The 16,089-nt window shown below is 47.8% G+C and carries 20 protein-coding genes; 7 read left to right on the forward strand and 13 right to left on the reverse strand.

What is annotated here, in order from left to right:
• Positions 1-41 precede the first annotated feature (41 nt).
• Entirely contained in the window at positions 42-638 is a 597-nt protein-coding gene (locus FB479_RS10450) for a histidine phosphatase family protein (RefSeq protein WP_142064882.1), read from the forward strand.
• On the opposite strand, the gene FB479_RS10455 is transcribed toward FB479_RS10450, so the two are convergent.
• Genes FB479_RS10455 through FB479_RS10465 form a run of 3 tightly spaced genes read right to left on the reverse strand, consistent with a single transcriptional unit; the run spans position 635 to position 2,846 of the window.
• Positions 635-1,144: a GNAT family N-acetyltransferase gene (locus FB479_RS10455; protein WP_255438353.1), complete on the reverse strand. Its 510-nt coding sequence runs from the start codon at positions 1,142-1,144 to the stop codon at positions 635-637. The two genes, FB479_RS10450 and FB479_RS10455, sit on opposite strands and share 4 nt — an antisense overlap.
• Before the next feature lie 30 nt (positions 1,145-1,174).
• Positions 1,175-2,263, reverse strand: coding sequence for a M24 family metallopeptidase (locus FB479_RS10460; RefSeq protein WP_142064888.1), 1,089 nt, complete (start codon positions 2,261-2,263; stop codon positions 1,175-1,177).
• Between the two features lie 31 nt (positions 2,264-2,294).
• Complete coding sequence (locus FB479_RS10465) at positions 2,295-2,846, reverse strand: helix-turn-helix domain-containing protein (RefSeq protein ID WP_142064891.1); 552 nt, start codon at positions 2,844-2,846, stop codon at positions 2,295-2,297.
• Positions 2,847-3,016: 170 nt separating this feature from the next.
• On the opposite strand from FB479_RS10465, the gene FB479_RS10470 reads away from it, so the two are divergent.
• Both FB479_RS10470 and FB479_RS10475 read left to right on the forward strand, forming a co-directional pair.
• Positions 3,017-4,165, forward strand: coding sequence for an MFS transporter (locus FB479_RS10470; RefSeq protein ID WP_142064894.1), 1,149 nt, complete (start codon positions 3,017-3,019; stop codon positions 4,163-4,165).
• A 206-nt stretch (positions 4,166-4,371) separates the two neighbouring features.
• The gene (locus tag FB479_RS10475; protein ID WP_142064897.1) at positions 4,372-5,355 is read left to right on the forward strand and encodes an ABC transporter substrate-binding protein; all 984 of its coding nucleotides are present in this window, start codon (positions 4,372-4,374) and stop codon (positions 5,353-5,355) included.
• A gap of 61 nt (positions 5,356-5,416) precedes the next feature.
• On the opposite strand, the gene FB479_RS10480 is transcribed toward FB479_RS10475, so the two are convergent.
• The 5 genes from FB479_RS10480 to FB479_RS10500 all read right to left on the reverse strand — a co-directional run bounded on the left by FB479_RS10480 (position 5,417) and on the right by FB479_RS10500 (position 10,268).
• Complete coding sequence (locus FB479_RS10480; RefSeq protein WP_142064900.1) at positions 5,417-6,211, reverse strand: DUF817 domain-containing protein; 795 nt, start codon at positions 6,209-6,211, stop codon at positions 5,417-5,419.
• Between the two features lie 39 nt (positions 6,212-6,250).
• A complete protein-coding gene (locus FB479_RS10485) occupies positions 6,251-7,054 on the reverse strand; it encodes an alpha/beta hydrolase (RefSeq protein ID WP_142064903.1) in 804 nt (267 codons plus the stop codon).
• Positions 7,051-8,052 carry an ABC transporter substrate-binding protein gene (locus FB479_RS10490; protein WP_142064906.1) on the reverse strand — a complete coding sequence of 334 codons (1,002 nt, stop codon included), beginning with the start codon at positions 8,050-8,052 and terminating at the stop codon, positions 7,051-7,053. Before FB479_RS10490 ends, FB479_RS10485 begins: the two co-directional genes overlap by 4 nt.
• 46 nt (positions 8,053-8,098) lie before the next feature.
• The gene (locus tag FB479_RS10495; protein ID WP_142064909.1) at positions 8,099-9,289 is read right to left on the reverse strand and encodes a helix-turn-helix domain-containing protein; all 1,191 of its coding nucleotides are present in this window, start codon (positions 9,287-9,289) and stop codon (positions 8,099-8,101) included.
• A gap of 151 nt (positions 9,290-9,440) precedes the next feature.
• Positions 9,441-10,268 (reverse strand): sulfurtransferase, encoded by an 828-nt coding sequence (locus FB479_RS10500; protein ID WP_142064912.1) that lies wholly within the window; start codon positions 10,266-10,268, stop codon positions 9,441-9,443.
• 99 nt (positions 10,269-10,367) lie between these two features.
• Here FB479_RS10500 and FB479_RS10505 point away from each other — a divergent pair, with 99 nt between their 5' ends.
• Positions 10,368-10,967 (forward strand): DUF502 domain-containing protein, encoded by a 600-nt coding sequence (locus FB479_RS10505; RefSeq protein ID WP_142064915.1) that lies wholly within the window; start codon positions 10,368-10,370, stop codon positions 10,965-10,967.
• A gap of 69 nt (positions 10,968-11,036) precedes the next feature.
• Here the strand turns inward: FB479_RS10505 and FB479_RS10510 are convergent, their stop codons facing one another.
• The 3 genes from FB479_RS10510 to FB479_RS10520 all read right to left on the reverse strand — a co-directional run bounded on the left by FB479_RS10510 (position 11,037) and on the right by FB479_RS10520 (position 12,387).
• Complete coding sequence (locus tag FB479_RS10510; protein ID WP_106652835.1) at positions 11,037-11,486, reverse strand: hypothetical protein; 450 nt, start codon at positions 11,484-11,486, stop codon at positions 11,037-11,039.
• 150 nt (positions 11,487-11,636) lie between these two features.
• A complete protein-coding gene (locus FB479_RS10515; RefSeq protein ID WP_106652836.1) occupies positions 11,637-11,879 on the reverse strand; it encodes a hypothetical protein in 243 nt (80 codons plus the stop codon).
• Between the two features lie 64 nt (positions 11,880-11,943).
• Complete coding sequence (locus FB479_RS10520; RefSeq protein WP_106652837.1) at positions 11,944-12,387, reverse strand: DUF2621 domain-containing protein; 444 nt, start codon at positions 12,385-12,387, stop codon at positions 11,944-11,946.
• 167 nt (positions 12,388-12,554) lie between these two features.
• Here FB479_RS10520 and FB479_RS10525 point away from each other — a divergent pair, with 167 nt between their 5' ends.
• From FB479_RS10525 to FB479_RS10535, 3 genes are all read left to right on the forward strand, one after another.
• On the forward strand, positions 12,555-12,929 hold the full coding sequence (locus FB479_RS10525; RefSeq protein ID WP_012685928.1) for a hypothetical protein: 375 nt from the start codon (positions 12,555-12,557) through the stop codon (positions 12,927-12,929).
• A gap of 71 nt (positions 12,930-13,000) precedes the next feature.
• Positions 13,001-13,960 carry a tetratricopeptide repeat protein gene (locus tag FB479_RS10530; RefSeq protein WP_142064918.1) on the forward strand — a complete coding sequence of 320 codons (960 nt, stop codon included), beginning with the start codon at positions 13,001-13,003 and terminating at the stop codon, positions 13,958-13,960.
• A gap of 68 nt (positions 13,961-14,028) precedes the next feature.
• Entirely contained in the window at positions 14,029-14,415 is a 387-nt protein-coding gene (locus tag FB479_RS10535; RefSeq protein ID WP_142064921.1) for a VOC family protein, read from the forward strand.
• A gap of 80 nt (positions 14,416-14,495) precedes the next feature.
• Here FB479_RS10535 and FB479_RS10540 read toward each other — a convergent pair whose 3' ends face one another.
• Both FB479_RS10540 and FB479_RS10545 read right to left on the reverse strand, forming a co-directional pair.
• Positions 14,496-15,302, reverse strand: a complete 807-nt coding sequence (locus FB479_RS10540; protein WP_142064924.1) for an ABC transporter permease — start codon at positions 15,300-15,302, stop codon at positions 14,496-14,498.
• A complete protein-coding gene (locus FB479_RS10545; protein WP_142064927.1) occupies positions 15,283-16,086 on the reverse strand; it encodes an ABC transporter ATP-binding protein in 804 nt (267 codons plus the stop codon). Before FB479_RS10545 ends, FB479_RS10540 begins: the two co-directional genes overlap by 20 nt.
• Positions 16,087-16,089 lie beyond the last annotated feature (3 nt).

The raw sequence follows: 16,089 nt of genomic DNA on the forward strand, positions 1-16,089 counted from the left end.
CACGGCGAGGCCCTCTTTATCCGCCATGAGGGGGCAAAACGATGCAAATTTTGTTGATTCGGCATGGACAATCCGAAGCCGATATTTTGAATGTACATGAAGGCAAGGCAGATTTTCCTTTGACAGAAGAAGGGCGTGAACAGGCACGGCGCATGGCAGCGCGCGTTTTGGAGCAGTTTCCTCCAGACTTTATTTGGGCGAGCACACTCAAGCGAGCCAGTGAGACCGCTTCTATTTTGGCTGACACAGTAGGTTGTCCCGTTCAGTACATACACGAGCTGCAAGAGCACAATAATGGAGACCTGGCAGGCAAACCCTTAGAGGAAGTCCCGTTTCCATGGGGAATCTTGCCACACGAAAAGCTAGGCGGAGATGGCGAGAGCAAGATCGAATTCCGCGCACGCGGGGAGCAAATCTATTCTGCAATCAGACATCACAGTACTTCCTATAAAAGAATTGCGATTGTTTCCCACGGCGGCATGATCTCCAGAATCATCGAAAGCTTCTTGCAGCTGCCTGTCTTGCACGACATTTACTTTGGCACAGGCGACACAGGTATCCACTTGTTGGAGTATAACGAATACGGACGTCTGATCCATTTCACGAATTCCACGACTCATTTGGACAGCATGGACTAGAACTCGATGGCAAAAAACTTGACCTCTGCCGTATCATTTGGAAGGGTAATCATCCCTTTTTCTTGCAGGCCAATTTTCTTTAGAAGATTGGCAGAAGATGCATTATCGGGGTTGGTGATTGCTACGATGCGCTTTAAACCAATAACTTCTTTTCCATGGGCAAGAACGGCAGAGGCTGCCTCATACGCGTAGCCTTTGCCCCAATATGCGGGCAGAAATGCAAAGCCGATATCGACATCTTCCAACGAATCTCTCTTGATCAGTCCACATAAGCCGATCGGAACATTTCCTTCCTTGAGCTCTACCAAATACAGACCAAAGCCATGACTCTCGTACATCGAGACAGCACCATTCAAAATATAGTTGCGGGCGTCTTCCGTCGTACGAAGACCACGATCGCCAATAAATCGAATCCAAGAAGGCTCATTCATCAGTTTCAAGACAAAATCAGCGTCTTCCGCAGTTTGCCAGCGGAGGATGAGACGATCTGTTTCCAGCACTTTCAAAGGAACGACACCAGCCTTTTCTTTTATTATTTATCCGATGATTTGCAACTCTTTGGGAAAAGACGTCAATACCTCTACGCCATCCTTCGTGACGAGCACGTTGTCTTCAATGCGGATGCCACCGATCTGCGTGTTATAAATGCCCGGTTCAATCGTGAAGACCATGCCTGGGATGAGTTCTCCTTCTGCCTGGCTATGAACGTAAGGGGCCTCATGAAGCTCCAATCCGATTCCGTGCCCGACACGATTGATGAAAAATTCTCCATAGCCCCGGTCGGCAATGACAGCTCGTGCAGCTAGGTCAACATCTGCAATCGGAGTGCCTGGTCGAACGGCTTTTATCCCGGCCAGATTCGCTTGCAAGACCGTATCGTACATGTCAAGCAATTCTGTACTCAGTTGCCTAACTGCAAAAGTACGAGTCAGGTCCGATACATACCCATCGACATACACCCCTGCGTCAATCAACAAAACTTCTCCTGCCGCAATCAGCCGATCCCCTGGGTCACCATGGGGCAGTGCTGCTTTTTCTCCAGCCAGTACAATCGTTGAAAAGGAAGGGCCTTGGGCTTTTAGCTTCTTCATCTGGTATTCCAGCTCTGCGACGACGTCCAGTTCCGTCATCCCTACGGATATCAGAGGGAGCGTACGGCGCAGGGATTCCTCCATCACCCAAATAGCACGTTTGATCGTAGCGATTTCAGATTCATCCTTAGCCACGCGTATACTACACAGCAATTCTCCGACATCCACTGCTTCTGTAGCGTGCACCATTGATACGAGTGCCTCATATGTTTTTGCTGTCAAATGGTTCTTCTCCACACCAATGTGAGAGAGGGGAGTCGGCAGCAGATGCTGAAGCACGGTTAGTGCATTCTGTGAATCGTCATGCGTGTAAATCATAATGGCAGGACAAGCCTCCCGGGCTTTTTCACCGTCCAGCAGTGGAACGAAGAGGAAGGGGGATTCGCCTCTCACCAAGACGAGGCCCATAAAACGTTCATGTGGCTCTGTCAAAAATCCGGTAAAATAGAACACGTTTTTGGGATGCGTAATAAACAATACGTCCAGTTTCCTGCTTTCCATATATGCGTGCAGTTTTTCCAGTCTTTCTTGCATCCAGATCACCCTTTTATATTGGTAGACAAGGTTAGCTTCTAAAAATGACAGGCGTCAAAACGGACAGAATCTCGGCTTCTTCAAGAGTGGAAGGATTGTACCACGTATGAAGGAGAGAGGAAGGGAAGTGGATCGTGTCTCCTTGTTCGAGATGGTATTCCGTTCCGTCGACGACGATGGTGACACATCCTTTTACCACGTAGTAAAACTCTTCACCGGGATGCTGAAAGGCGACATGCTTTATCTGTCCGGGTGGCAGCACGTTGAGGAGGGGTTCAAGCGCTCTGTCGGGGAAATTCCCACCAATTCGAATGTACTTCACTGGTGAACCTTCTATCTGCAACGTTTGACGCTTTTCAATGGGCGTGTGGTACGTGACATCTTCTTTTACTTCAAAGAAGTATGTAATGGGGACTCCCAGACATTCCGCAATTTTTTGCAGAGAGGTAATCGCGAGCGAGCTGTTGCCACGCTCTACTTGTGATAAAAAACTGACGGAGAATCCTGATTTCTCGCTTAAATCCTTTAAAGTAAGCTCCTGCTGTATACGAAGTGCTCGTATTTTTTTGTAAACGTGCTCCAAAAAGTCACCTCCTGATCAAAAATGATTACAGTATTACAGTAAATATTACGGTAATACAAAATTAAATGCTACATTTATTCTGAATCTTCCCTCTTATTTAGCTATCCTACTTGTACCATTCCCTTCATATACTGGGACAAAGACAGGCCGTTAGAGAGGAAGGGAATGCTTTGAGGGCTCTCCTGTTAGTGGTTTTGTTTCTTGTATCCTTTGACATGCACGCGCAGACGCCTCTTCTTGCGCCGTATTTAAACGTATTGGGTGTATCCGCTGCGATGATCGGCTTCGTGCTCGGCGGGTATGCGATCAGTAATTTGACAGGCAACCTGCTCGCTGGCCCTTTTCTCGATCGCTATCCGAAAAAATGGTTTATTGCAGGTGGATTGATTTTGGCTGGCGTGATGCTGATTGGTCAAGGCATCGTGCAAAATACCGCGGGTTTCTTCACTTTTCGGCTGATGCTCGGGTTTTTGATGGCGTTTGTCTCTCCTGCTTGTTCTGCCTTGCTCGGAGAAACAGGAAAGACGGCACTTGAGCAGAGCGAGATCATGGGTAAAAAGGGATTGGTCCTTACCTCGGCAGGTATCGTATCCCCGGCAGTCGGTAGCTTTTTGGCGGTACAGTTCGGCTATGGTCAATCATTCGTGATTCTCGGCTACATGATGATTATTGCTGGCGTTTTTGCTTGGATGATGTTGCCCCAGAGAGTAGAGGGAAGCGCGCCGTCTACGCCACGGATCAAAGGTGGAGGCAAGCAGAGCCTTACCGCCATCCTGGAAAATCGAATGCTGTACCCTGCGTTTCTTGGGGGATTTGCGATCATTTACGCCCAAGGAACGATCATCTATGAAGTGCCTTTGCTCATCCAAAAACAAGGGATGTCCCCGGCAGTTACCGGTATATTGTTCAGCTTGAAAGGGTTGGGGGCACTTGCGATTCTGTGCCAGTTTTGGCTGCATCGCGTCCCGGTCGAGACGAGAACGTTTGCTGGATTGGGTGTGCTCAGCCTTCTTCTGTACGCTCTCGCAATCGGGCTGGCGATTCCGATTCACGTCATGATGTTTTTCTTCGGTGCGTGCTTTGGGATGCTGTTCCCAGCTTTTGCGACCATTTTGACGGTACATTCACCCCGAGAGCTATACGGGAGCGTGTTTAGTATTTACTCAGCCGTATTGTCGATCGGAGCGGTATTGAGCCCAGTATTGGCAGGCTTGCTGGGGAATTGGCACCATTCCTACTTCATTGCATTTTTTGTAACAGCTGGCGTATGTCTGATCGGGGGACTGCATCGATTCTTGTTAAGCGGGGTTCCACGCTAAGAGGATAAAAAGTAGGGAGAAGAAGGACTTGCTGCTTAGTAAGTAAGCAGGGGGTCTTTTTTCGTTTCCATGAACAAAATGTTGAGCATTTTGCCATAATCCGCTATAATACCCATTGTGATTTTGATAATTATTCTCAATGGAAATGCGGTCGAGTTGGCAATTGTCGCTGCTTGATGGCATGACTCAGATGGAGGAACGCACCAATGAAAAAAACAGCCAAACTTTCGATAGCCAGCGTAGTATTGGCAAGCCTAGTTACAATCGTGAGTGCTTGCTCTGGCCAGCCGAACGCTGCGAATCCAGAGACACAGACGGGCAACAGCCAGACTGCGACACCAGCGGCTGAATCTCCACGGGTACTGAAGGATGCGATGGGAAATGAAGTAACAGTCCCAGCCCAACCGCAGCGCGTAATCGCTTCTTATCTGGAGGATCATTTAGTAGCGTTGGGTGTCAAGCCAGTTGCTCAATGGTCAGTAGGGAACAGCCAGGTACAAGGCTACCTGCAAAAAGAGCTGGCGGGTATTCCAGCGATTCCTTATGATTTGCCACCGGAGGTCGTGATGAGTCACAGCCCTGACCTGATTATTTTGGATAGCGCGGCCCTGATCCAAGGGGACAAGTATAGCCAGTACTCCAAAATCGCTCCTACTTATACCATTGGAAGAGAAAAGAACAGCGATTGGCGAAAAGAGCTCCTGACAGTAGGAGAAGTCCTCAACAAGGGAGAAGAAGCGAAGAAAGTGCTGGCGGATTATGAGACATTTGCAGCCGAGTCCAAACAAAAGCTGCAGCAAGCGATCAGGGAAAAATCAGCGGCAGCACTGTGGATGACGGGGAAAAATGTGTACGTAGCACGTCAGGACTTGTCTAGCGGGGATGTGCTCTACAAGGACCTCGGGTTTAAGGTTCCTGCCATCGTTCAGGAAATCTCCAAGTCAGGAGAAGCAAACTGGAACGCGATTTCCATGGAGAAATTGGCTGAACTCGATGCCGAGTACTTGTTTATCGTAACCAATAATCCAACTACTGTGGAACAGCTGCAAAAAGATCCAGTATGGGCGAATATCCCTGCTGTGAAGAATGGAAATGCCTATTCGTTTGCGAAAGATTCCAGCTGGCTTTACACAGGTGTCATTGCCAACCGCCAAATGATTGAGAATGTATTGAGCACCGTAATCAAATAAGAAGAAAAAGAGAAAGCCTATCCACCCTTTGACGTTCCGTACGAAAGAGTAGATAGGCTTTTTACATGTGTTTCTTGCTATCGTGGGATTGAGATCTTCTGGCTTTTACATGCTTCAATTCCGCCACAATAATAAAGCTCACGATGACAAGTAAAAACCACGAGCTGATTTTACTGAGATGCACCAGCTCCCAGCCTGCTCTTTGATTCGGATAATTCCAGGCGCCGAGGAACGTCGCTATATTTTCCGCAATCCAAATGAAAAAGCCGATCAAAAAGTAACCAAGAGGGATGGGCATGAAAAATCGCTCGTTCGCGACGCTAAAATAAACACGTGTTTTCCAGAAGACAATGAAAATAGCTGCCATCAGCACCCAACGCAAATCCCAAATATAATGGTGGGTGAAAAAGTTCAGATAGATCATTGCTCCCAAAGTGGTAGCGATAATCTGATTCGGCCAGCCGGAAAGTGAGACCTCTAGTCGGCGCCACGCTTGACACAAGTAGCTCGCGACACTGGCGTACATGAAGCCGCTGTAAAGAGGAACGCCAAACAGCTTGCTGTACGCATCCTCTGGATAGCTCCAAGATCCCATATGCACCTTGAATATTTCCAAGCACAGCCCGATCACGTGAAAGACCGTGATGACCTTCAATTCGTCCCGAGACTCCAAGCCGCTTTTCAACATGAAGATCTGGAAGAGCAAGCAGAGCAAAAGCAGGAGGTCATACCTCGGCAAACCAGGAATGGTGACGAACTTGGATAAGGCCAGCGAAGCAAATATAAAGACCGGAAACAAGCAAGACATGGCTTCTTGATAGCCGAAATGAAGCAATAAACGAATATATCGTATCATTTGTCAGTCCTTTACGTTTACGAAAGTAGTTTCAGAGGGCTAATCCGTAAGCACAAACCGCACCAGTCTATTAATAGCGGAAGGCAGCACGCTTACGTGGCCCTCATCTTCGAATTTGATGTAGCTTACTTGAACACCTTTGGTAGCGAGTGGTTCCATGCGCTCGACGACCCGTTGTGCACCCTCGACCATGAAGGTGAGCTCATCGCCGCCAACAATGACAAGAAGTTTAAGTTCGTGTTCCCCTTTCCATTGGGCGATAAAGCGCTCTTGCTCCCTCAATACCTCGTCGTTGCCCCACCAGACGGAAGGGCTGCCTGATACGACGTGTGAGAAAAGCTTCGGACGCGAGAACATCGTATAGAGTGTAAAATGCCCACCTAAGGAGTGGCCGAAAATGGCCTGTTTGTTCGGATTTATTTGCCATTCGGAAGAAATAGCTGGCATCAGCTGCTGTTCAAGGAAATCGAGGAACGAATCAACTCCGCCATGCTCTGGCCAAGGCTGCCCATTTGGTCGTTCAGGAAGTGTAGCCGCGTCTACAGGCATGGTCAGATCGTAACAACGGCGGTCCATGTCAAATGGCAGACGTGATGGGTAGCCGATTCCTACAACAATGGCTGGGTTGAAGCCCTTGGGCTTACGGGTTTGCACCTTCACCGTCTCGGCAATCGTTCCGAACATCGCATCGCCATCCACGGCATAAATAACCGCATACCCTTCAGGAGGAGCTTCAGCTTCCGGAATCGCAATCATAATCCGATAGTCACGACCTTGGCTTGATTGCAGTGTCCACTCTACACAATTACGAGGGGAGTAGCCGTTTTTCTCGATAATTCTCATTTTGCAATCAATCCTTTCACATCGTCAATGACTTTCATATGTGCGATCAGACCGCCACTTAACCAGTGATCTCCCTCTACTTTAAACGTACGACCGTTCTTCACAGCCTCCATGCTCTTCCAAACAGCACTTTCTGTCAATTCTTTCTCGAATGCATCCCCCGTACCAGCGTCATTAATGAGGAAAATATAGTCCGCATCCAAATCAGGCAAGCTCTCTAGTGATAAATGAATGCCACCGCCGGATACAACCTGGCTCGGCAAAAAGCCTAACTCATTGGTTAGTACATATCCACTGAAGAAATCATACTTGATGAAGAACATCCCTCTGCCATTGAAGCGGATGATTGCTGCTTTTTTGCCCTGGATATGGGGGGCCAGCACCTTTTTGGCTGACCCGACATGCTCCTTATACTTCTGCAAAGCTTGTTCAGCTTCCGCCGACTTGCCCAGCAGGTCGCCAACCACGCGTACGGAAGATTCAAGTTCAGCATTTGCTTGCTTGAACACATACGTTGGAGCAATCATCTTATATTTATCGTACACACCGCTTTCGATATGGTTGGCATTGTGCAAGAGGATGAGATCTGGCTCATGGGCCATAACCGCTTCCGGCTCTGGAGGCAACCCACCTGCGAAGGTAATGGACGGCACATCCTTTAGCTTATCTTGCAAATACATTTTTGGTCTGGAGCCAGTTGACCACTGCACGACCGGAGCAACGCCTAGTGCGACCAATGTATCTTCCAGATTGGGAGCGAATATTTTGGCAGGTGAGGAAGGCAAAGTCACCTCGTTACCCATTTCATCTTTTAGTACCCGCGGGTAGGCAGGCTGGTCAGAAGAGCTCTTTGCCAATCCTTCGGCACTCTCAGTCGCGGACGAATCGACCTTCTGCGTCAATGCCTCATTGCTTGCGTTGTTCCCGCAGCCTGCTGTAAGACCAGCAACGAGCATCGTCGTAGTCAGCATCAGCGCCAGGCTAGTTTTCTTTGCCATACATGTGGAATCCCCTCTCGTTGATAATGTTTCTCACTCGAAAACATTATAATTCACCCAAGATAGGGGCTCCATGGACAACACCTTGAATCGCATTTGGACTTTTCCCCGTTACCATTAACAGCATTTCATCCAGCATCCGGTTCATGGCAACCGGTGAATACTCGTACCACGGATTGGAAGGCAAGGGATAGAGGTACCCATTTTGAACAGCACGAAGTCTTCTCCAAAGCGAATGATGCTGAAGAGTCAGCCAGCTTAGGCGTGTCGACTCATCCAGACAAATGAACAACAGGATTCGCTCGGGTTCTAAGCTCGCAAGCTGCTCAAGCGTGATTGGCCGATTGCAAGTTTCCGTTTCCTCTTCCACAAGAGAAAGCTGCAAATCATCACACAGAAGCTCCTTCATACCCTTGTTGCTGTAGAGATGGATGCCATCCCGATAAAGTCGAATGATCGCAAATTTATCTTGTTTGAGCACGGACTGCAAGTCTGCGCGAACGGCAGCAGCTTTCGCTTCATAAAAAGCGATCCAGGAGTCACAAGCTGCTTCTTTTCCCGTGTAACTGGCAACTTCACGTAATTGCTCTCTCCAGCCAGTAGATTGGAGCGTCAAGAGGTCTATGCCATGTGCGGACAAGCGTTGCCTGGTAGTTTCGGGAAGCTCTATGTGGCTAATGACAACATCCGGCTTGGCAGCCATAAGCATGATTTCCTGATCGTCATCGTTCCACGGTGTTTCGACCGCTTTGAGATGAACCGCGATCTGTTGCTGATACTGCTGATAGTAATAGGGGGTCCACTTCGCATCCAAAGGAGCAGCGACTGGTATAATCCCCAGTACCACTAGATGTCCCAGCAGGGAAGGGGAATAGACGGCTACTTTGCGCCCGGAAGCTCTTTCATACGCGGAGGGGGACACACCCACTTCCTTTTTGAATTTCCGGCTAAAGTAAAACTCATCGTTATACCCGATTGTTTTCGCAATATCCCGCAGCTTCATATCCGTCTCGCGTAGCAATCGCTTGGCGTGATTTATTCGCAGACTCGTAACATAGTCCATGACACTTTGTCCGTAAGCCTTCTTGAACGAATCCCCAAAATAGCTCGGACTCAGGTTCGCCATCGCTGCCAACGTAGTTACGTTTAACGGACGATCGAAGTTACAGATCATATAGGCTCGAACCTCGCTAAGTGACATTTGACGTCTAGGCTCGTATTCTTCGTTATGCTTCATGAATCCATCCACCTTTTCAGGCAAGTACACAAGTTTGTGATAATGATAATTATTATCTATGAATGATAGCGAAAATGATAGAGGAAGAAAAAATAAGGCGACCGCTCCTCAGTAACATAGGGAAACGATCGCCGCCAATCCAAATATGGAATTACTCTTCGCCAGTAGCTACCGGATTATCAGGATACGAGCTCCAGTCACTCCAGCTGCCCAGATACAATTTCACATCTGTTCGACCGGCAGCATGGAAAGCGAGCAAATTGGAGCAAGCTGTCACACCTGAGCCGCAATAGACGATCAATTCTTTATCAGCGTATGGAGCCAGACGCTTTTGCAGCTCGTCTGCCGGAAGCATCGTCTGATCAGGAGTGAGGTTGTCCTTGTAAAAGAAATTGTGTGCCCCGGGTATGTGACCTGCTTTTGCGTCAATGGGTTCGTTCTCGCCGCGGTAGCGTTCTGGCGCACGAGAATCGAGCAAAACAGTATGCTCGCTGCGTTTTTTGACACCTTCCATGTCAATCAGCATGTCGTGGCGGACATGGGGGACGAACTGACGAGCTTGTACAGTAGGGACTTCTGCTGTTACCTCATAGCCAGCCTTTTTCCAAGCAGCGTATCCGCCGTCGAGTACAGCTACCTGATCGTGACCAAGGTATCGCAGCAGCCACCATAGACGTCCTGCCATGGCCATTTCCTGATCATCGTAGGCGATGACAATTGTGTTGGCATCGATTCCTGCATTTGAAAAATGGGCTGCCAGCAGATCCGTATCTGGTAGAGGATGCCGTCCACCATGCTCGCTTTTGGAGCCAGAAAGGTCACGATTCAGATGAAAGTAGAGGGCTCCCGGGATATGATCCTTCGTGTATTCCTCTGCACCTGCTTCAGAAGCACTTAAAGCAAAACGACAATCGACGATCACCAAATTTTCATCGTTCAGATGATCCTTGAGCCATTGAGGTGTGACAAGTGCTTGCATGAATTTCCCTACTTTCTCTTTTTTTCTTCATCATAGCAGATGGCAATCCAATCAGGTACAATAATTACGGTAAGGTGGTTAGGAGAGAGGAGAAGAGAGATGAAGCGTTTCATTCGCTATTTCTTAGAGGGGTTATTGTTTGTCATTCCTTTGGCAGTGACGATTTATATTTTATACTGGATTTTCACGACCGTGGATAACTGGTTCTATCTGCTGGTCCACAACTGGTTTAATCTACAAATTCCAGGACTTGGCTTCCTTTTGACCATACTCGGCATCACGATTGTAGGTTTCCTTGCATCCAATGTGCTGACACGCGGAGTGCTTTCGCTCGTGTCCACCGTTTTTGAGAAAGTGCCGTTTATCAAACTCATTTATACATCCATCAAGGATTTGATCGGTGCGTTTGTAGGGGAGAAGAAGAGCTTCGACAAGCCGGTGCTCGTGACGCTGTCCAAGGATGGAAATGCGAAGGCCATTGGGTTTATTACAAAGGAAAGCCTCGATTCTTTCGGTCTCACAGACCATGTAGCTGTCTATTTGCCACAGTCGTACAATTTTGCAGGAAATCTCCTGTTGTTTCCGAGTGATCAGGTACAGCTGCTTGATACGGAAAGCTCTGAAGTCATGGCATTCCTGGTATCGGGTGGAGTATCTGGAGGGCCGCAAAACGTAAACAAAAAAAGCAGCGATGCTTAAATAATACAAACCTCCAGCGCCACGAGTCTTGTGGTTTTGGAGGTTTGTTGCTTTTTTGGGGGAACTTCCTTAGTGTTCTCTCAATTCAATCCTGTAGTTACTATAGCGATCATTGTCAGAGGTGGTATTTCCATAAACTTTGAACCACACCTTCGTTCCGGGATTGATCCCAAATATCATCCATTCTTGCCCGCCATTTCCTGAACTCGCTAAGTCAGTCGTGTATTCGTATCCTTGGGCATCTCTTTGAATGACCAACAAATTATAATTCTCGTTTGGCGGGGATTGCAAAATGATCGCAGCCGATTTTTGAGAACCTGAATTGTTCTGATGATAGTACCAGTCGACATCATTATAGTCCTGAAGTGTATCACTGTAACTTGCACCAAGACCTAAGTGAATGGCTTGCTCTCTCGTATCACCCCATCCATCAGAGGCGAATGCTGCTTGCGAACCAAAAGTTAACGCGCAAACAGCTGTACCTAGGCAAACCCATTTTTTTAGCTGATTTTTCAACATTTCTCCCACTCCTTGATTTACATTTAATTACAGTTTAGTGTATCGTTCAATTTGTTTTTTAGAACAGTTGTTTTAAAAAATCCGAACTTCGATTTTTCCACACAAAAAAGACACTCAAACGAGTTTGAGTGCCTTCTCAATTTAATACCGTTAGCTGCTAAAAAATCCACTATGGCTGGAATATTTGCGACGATAGTGACGATGTCCGTATGTTCGATGCCCCATCTTCCATAAAGGCCGATATCGGTAATCACTGCTGCTATACTTGCGATAGCCACGTCCGGTCATTTTCCACAAGAACCGGGCGCCTTTCTTAAAGAGGACCGCCACAATAACAATCGCAACGATCAAAATAACGAAACCGATCCCCAAAATCGTGAGTAGGACTGACATCCACATCGTCTCCTTGCCAAAAAGGTCTTACCTTTTTTACGGATGACCCCACAGGAAGTTTCAATTACCCCTCGGCATTCAAATATTTCTCATAAGGCGTGTAGTCGATTTCTTTGGATTTCAGGTGGGCAATGAGCCATTTGTGGTCACGTTTGGGGGTTGCTACGATGTACCCTTTTACAATCAAATCTGTTGTAATGATGGTTGCTTTCTCTTCCAGCGCGATCTGGCCGATTTTCGCTGCGATGGAACGTCTCGCAACATCACGAAACAACTGTGGCACAGGATCAACCAATTCATTGAGCAAAGTCAGACCCTCATCTGTCCAGAGTGAACGTGTCTGATCAATGTAATGATCCTGCCAATCCAAGTCAGATTTTCCGTCTTGCTTGGGCATGGACTTGAGAAATTTGCGGAACATGAAATACCCGCCAATCGCCATAAGACTTACGAGAACAATGGTCCAGCCAACGATAAACAGGGAAAACCCTGTAGACATTTCACCCATACCTTGTACACCTCATTACCAATATCCATTCACTAGTAAAAATTGTACCTTATTTTGGTTCGGGCAACAAACTTTTTGTGCGTTTGCCTATCCTTGGGGTTTGCTCTTCCCAAGAACACATACAATTTAGTATGATTAGAATTAATCTTTATTGGGAGTTGACGCTCATGTTCAAGCTTGGACAACGCGTCGTCATTGTAGCCGACTCCTTCGAGCAAGGTTTGCCTTTGGGTGAATACGGTTACCTGATTGCTCGTGACCGCAATCCGGACAGCGCATTTTCCTGGGTTTTACGCATACCGAAAATTGATAAGCATATCGCTGTTGTAGAAGAGGATATTGCCTTGGAGGAGCAATTGCTGGAGGAAGAAGCAAATCGCATCTCGCATGAGGCTTTACTTGATTTTGCATTGGCGACAAGGAACGAAGCACTGTTTCGACAACTGATGGGCATGGAAGATGCAGAAGAGGCAAATGACGAACCCGCGAAGGAATCAATGGAGGAATTTATCCGTAAAGTAAATATCAAAGCATGGATCTAATTGGCGGTTTTCTTTGTGTGGAGAATCGTTCTTTTGAAACTTTTGTGAGGAAATGAAAGCGAGGCTGTTTCATGTCTGAATTTGTGACGTTTACCAATGAGCTTGGTCAAACCATCGATATGTCCCGAGAGGATTACCAGAAAAAAATAATTCCGCAAAATCTGGATAAGTACTGGGATGAAAAAGATAAGCTTCGCGATTTTGCGATGGAGTTGGTGAAGGGTCAATTTCATGAGCAAGCCGCTGTCGCTGCCGACAGGCTTCTCGAATTATACGGTCCAATCGAGTCTGCTCTCATTTTTCGTGCAGTCGTTCATATGCAGGCGAGAGAGTTTGAAAGCGCTAAAAAAATCCTGACAGATTGTCTGGAACGATTCCCGTCCTCAGGTACGGCTTGCACCAATTTGGCAAAAATCTTCGCGTTTGAGGGAGATGAGCCAAAAGCGTTCGAGACCCTACATACAGGTCTGCACAAAGACCCGAATCAAGAAAATGGCTTGAACATGTTTGTCGAGAGCTTCTTGCAAAGAGGGAAAAAGGATGAACTGAAAGGGCAGCTGGAGGCGCTGGCAAGTAAAGAAGGCGCTTGGAGACCACAGCTACAGCTGGCTCGTCTTGCTTTGACGGAGGAGGACCTCCTAAATGCGATGAAATGGTACACAGTAGCGATTGAAGGAGCGAAAGACCGCTTTGAGGTCGTCATGACTGTGACAGGTGAATTGGGACAAGCGGGTTATGTGTATCAGTTGATTCAGATTTGTGAAAAGTTCTGGACGCCACATTTCCCGTATCCGTATGCAGGCTTCAACTATGCCAACGCTCTGTTGGCGACCGATCAAATGGAAAAGGCAATCGTCATCCTGCGAAATATGCAAGAGCATTTGCCAGATAACTACAAGCCTATGGTTGATCACTTCCTGAATCGAGTACCTGGAGCGCTCGAAGCAGAAGCAGCCGCTCAACAGAAAGTCGTCGAAAGCCAAATGGACGATCCGACGACGAAGAAGAGCAAGTGGAAGTTTTGGAAGTAAATCGATAGCTAGAGCGCCCGGCAATTCGCTGTCGGGCGTTTTTCTTCTGTAAAAAGGGGGACTGTGCGATGCTGCATCATGTGGAAGTGTATGTCTCTAATCTGGCGCGCTCCAAAGATTTTTGGGGCTGGTTGCTGGAGGGGGAGCTGGGCTATACGCGATATCAAGAATGGGCGAGTGGGGTAAGCTGGAAACAGAACGGTACCTATCTGGTTTTTGTCCAGGCAGAAGAGCGATTCCTCGACATTCCGTATCATCGTTGTCGTGTCGGTTTGAATCATTTGGCATTCTACGCACGGGATCGAGAACATGTGGAAAAGCTGCGGGAAGAAACTGCTCGTCGCGGAATCTCTTTGCTTTATCAGGATCGGCATCCGCATGCTGGAGGCGAAGGGCATTACGCTTTGTTTTTCGAGGACCCAGATAGAATTAAGGTCGAGATCGTCGCCCCCTAACCTCGTCAAAACATGTTGGTCCACGAAAAAACGGTGCAATCATCCCCGGTTGATGGTTGGCACCGTTTTTTAGAAGCTATCTATTTGAACTGGCTGGTGAGCCGCCGCTCTATATAGGCTACGCCTTGATACATCAGGGTAGCGATAACCGCGATAATGGCTAAGCTCATCATGACCAGGGTGAAATTAAACACTTGAAAGCCGTATATAATCAAATACCCCAAGCCTTGCTGGGATACGAGAAACTCTCCGACGATGACGCCCACCCACGAAAGTCCGACATTCACCTTCAGCGTTGCGAGAAGGGTTGGGATGGTAGCAGGCAAAATGACGAGCGTAAAGATTTGCCGTTTGCTCCCCCCGAGTGTTTGCACGACTTTGACGTAGTTTTGATTGACTTCCTTGAAGCTGGTGTAGACGTTGATCGTGGTGATAATGACCGAGATCGCGCACCCCATCGCTATGACAGAGAGCAAACCTGGACCAAAGCCGACGATGAAAACCGGACCGAGGGCTACCTTTGGCATACTGTTGGCAATAACCAGATAAGGCTCTAGTACGCGGGAGAGAAAAGGGGACCACCATATGATCGTTGCCATGACGGTTCCTAGAATCGTTCCTAAGAGAAAGCCGACAATTGTTTCCCATACGGTCAAGCCGACATGCGGGAGAAGACTGCCATCTTGCAGCTGCAACCAAAATTGAGCCCAAATCTTGGAGGGATAGCTGAAGATGAGTGCATTAATGGTGTTTGTTCGAGCCAAGAGCTCCCATAAGCCGAGAAAAACGAGAAAGAGGAACAGTTGTGTGGAAAAGACCGAAAAGCTCATACGTTTTTCTAGCTGCAAGTAGCGACGATGGACGGATTCAATTTCCTTTGGCTGCATCAGATACTACCTCCATCTCTTTCCACACACGATGGAATAAGTCTTGGAATCCATCATGATTTCTGGCGTCGAATGGCAGAGCATCCCGAATCGGGCTGGGTACGACAATCTCGCTGTTGATGCGTCCCGGATTGCGTGAAAAGATATAAACGCGATCACCCATCGCGATTGATTCGGAAAGATCATGTGTCACAAGGACTGCCGTTTTTTTATGCCGACGCAACGTTGAAAAGATCAAGTCTTCGAGCTTGAGTTTGGTCTGGTAGTCCAATGCCGAAAATGGTTCGTCAAGCAACAGCACATCAGGTTGACAGGCGAGTGTTCGGACGAGTGCAACCCGTTGCCGCATGCCGCCTGACAGCTGCATGGGAGAGGATTTGCGCACATCAGACAATTCCATTTCATCCAGCAGATGCAGGGCGTACTCCTCTGTTTCTTTCGTACGGATGCCTTGGATATCGAGTCCGAGAAACACGTTGTCTTCGATGGAGCGCCAGTTGAACAAATAATCCTGCTGAAGCATGTAGCCTACTTGCCTAGACGTTCCGTTGACTTCTCTTCCGTCGATCCACACCTTGCCTGCTGTCGGTTTCTCAAGCCCTGCAATGAGTGAGAGCAGCGTCGTCTTTCCACAACCGCTGGGACCAACCAGACAAATGAATTCGCCTTCCTCCACGCGCAGGTTAATGTCTTGGACCGCCATGAACGCCCTGGTCGTGGATAAATAAAGATGGGTCACGTGGCCGAGTTCTATTTTTGCCGGCGTAGAAGAAATCTGCTTCATGAC

This window comes from Brevibacillus sp. AG162 (genome assembly GCF_006715575.1).
GTDB lineage: Bacteria > Bacillota > Bacilli > Brevibacillales > Brevibacillaceae > Brevibacillus > Brevibacillus brevis.

Excerpts from the sequence above, each read along its gene's own strand:
- FB479_RS10530 (WP_142064918.1), top strand. The coding sequence starts at position 13,001 with ATGTCTGAATTTGTGACGTTTACCAATGAGCTTGGTCAAACCATCGAT.
- FB479_RS10490 (WP_142064906.1), bottom strand. The coding sequence starts at position 8,052 with ATGGCAAAGAAAACTAGCCTGGCGCTGATGCTGACTACGACGATGCTC.
- FB479_RS10520 (WP_106652837.1), bottom strand. The coding sequence starts at position 12,387 with ATGGGTGAAATGTCTACAGGGTTTTCCCTGTTTATCGTTGGCTGGACC.
- FB479_RS10510 (WP_106652835.1), bottom strand. The coding sequence starts at position 11,486 with ATGTTGAAAAATCAGCTAAAAAAATGGGTTTGCCTAGGTACAGCTGTT.
- FB479_RS10515 (WP_106652836.1), bottom strand. The coding sequence starts at position 11,879 with ATGTCAGTCCTACTCACGATTTTGGGGATCGGTTTCGTTATTTTGATC.
- FB479_RS10480 (WP_142064900.1), bottom strand. The coding sequence starts at position 6,211 with ATGATACGATATATTCGTTTATTGCTTCATTTCGGCTATCAAGAAGCC.
- FB479_RS10545 (WP_142064927.1), bottom strand. The coding sequence starts at position 16,086 with ATGAAGCAGATTTCTTCTACGCCGGCAAAAATAGAACTCGGCCACGTG.
- FB479_RS10460 (WP_142064888.1), bottom strand. The coding sequence starts at position 2,263 with ATGCAAGAAAGACTGGAAAAACTGCACGCATATATGGAAAGCAGGAAA.
- FB479_RS10540 (WP_142064924.1), bottom strand. The coding sequence starts at position 15,302 with ATGCAGCCAAAGGAAATTGAATCCGTCCATCGTCGCTACTTGCAGCTA.
- FB479_RS10485 (WP_142064903.1), bottom strand. The coding sequence starts at position 7,054 with ATGAGAATTATCGAGAAAAACGGCTACTCCCCTCGTAATTGTGTAGAG.
- FB479_RS10535 (WP_142064921.1), top strand. The coding sequence starts at position 14,029 with ATGCTGCATCATGTGGAAGTGTATGTCTCTAATCTGGCGCGCTCCAAA.
- FB479_RS10450 (WP_142064882.1), top strand. The coding sequence starts at position 42 with ATGCAAATTTTGTTGATTCGGCATGGACAATCCGAAGCCGATATTTTG.
- FB479_RS10475 (WP_142064897.1), top strand. The coding sequence starts at position 4,372 with ATGAAAAAAACAGCCAAACTTTCGATAGCCAGCGTAGTATTGGCAAGC.
- FB479_RS10500 (WP_142064912.1), bottom strand. The coding sequence starts at position 10,268 with ATGCAAGCACTTGTCACACCTCAATGGCTCAAGGATCATCTGAACGAT.
- FB479_RS10495 (WP_142064909.1), bottom strand. The coding sequence starts at position 9,289 with ATGAAGCATAACGAAGAATACGAGCCTAGACGTCAAATGTCACTTAGC.
- FB479_RS10505 (WP_142064915.1), top strand. The coding sequence starts at position 10,368 with ATGAAGCGTTTCATTCGCTATTTCTTAGAGGGGTTATTGTTTGTCATT.
- FB479_RS10525 (WP_012685928.1), top strand. The coding sequence starts at position 12,555 with ATGTTCAAGCTTGGACAACGCGTCGTCATTGTAGCCGACTCCTTCGAG.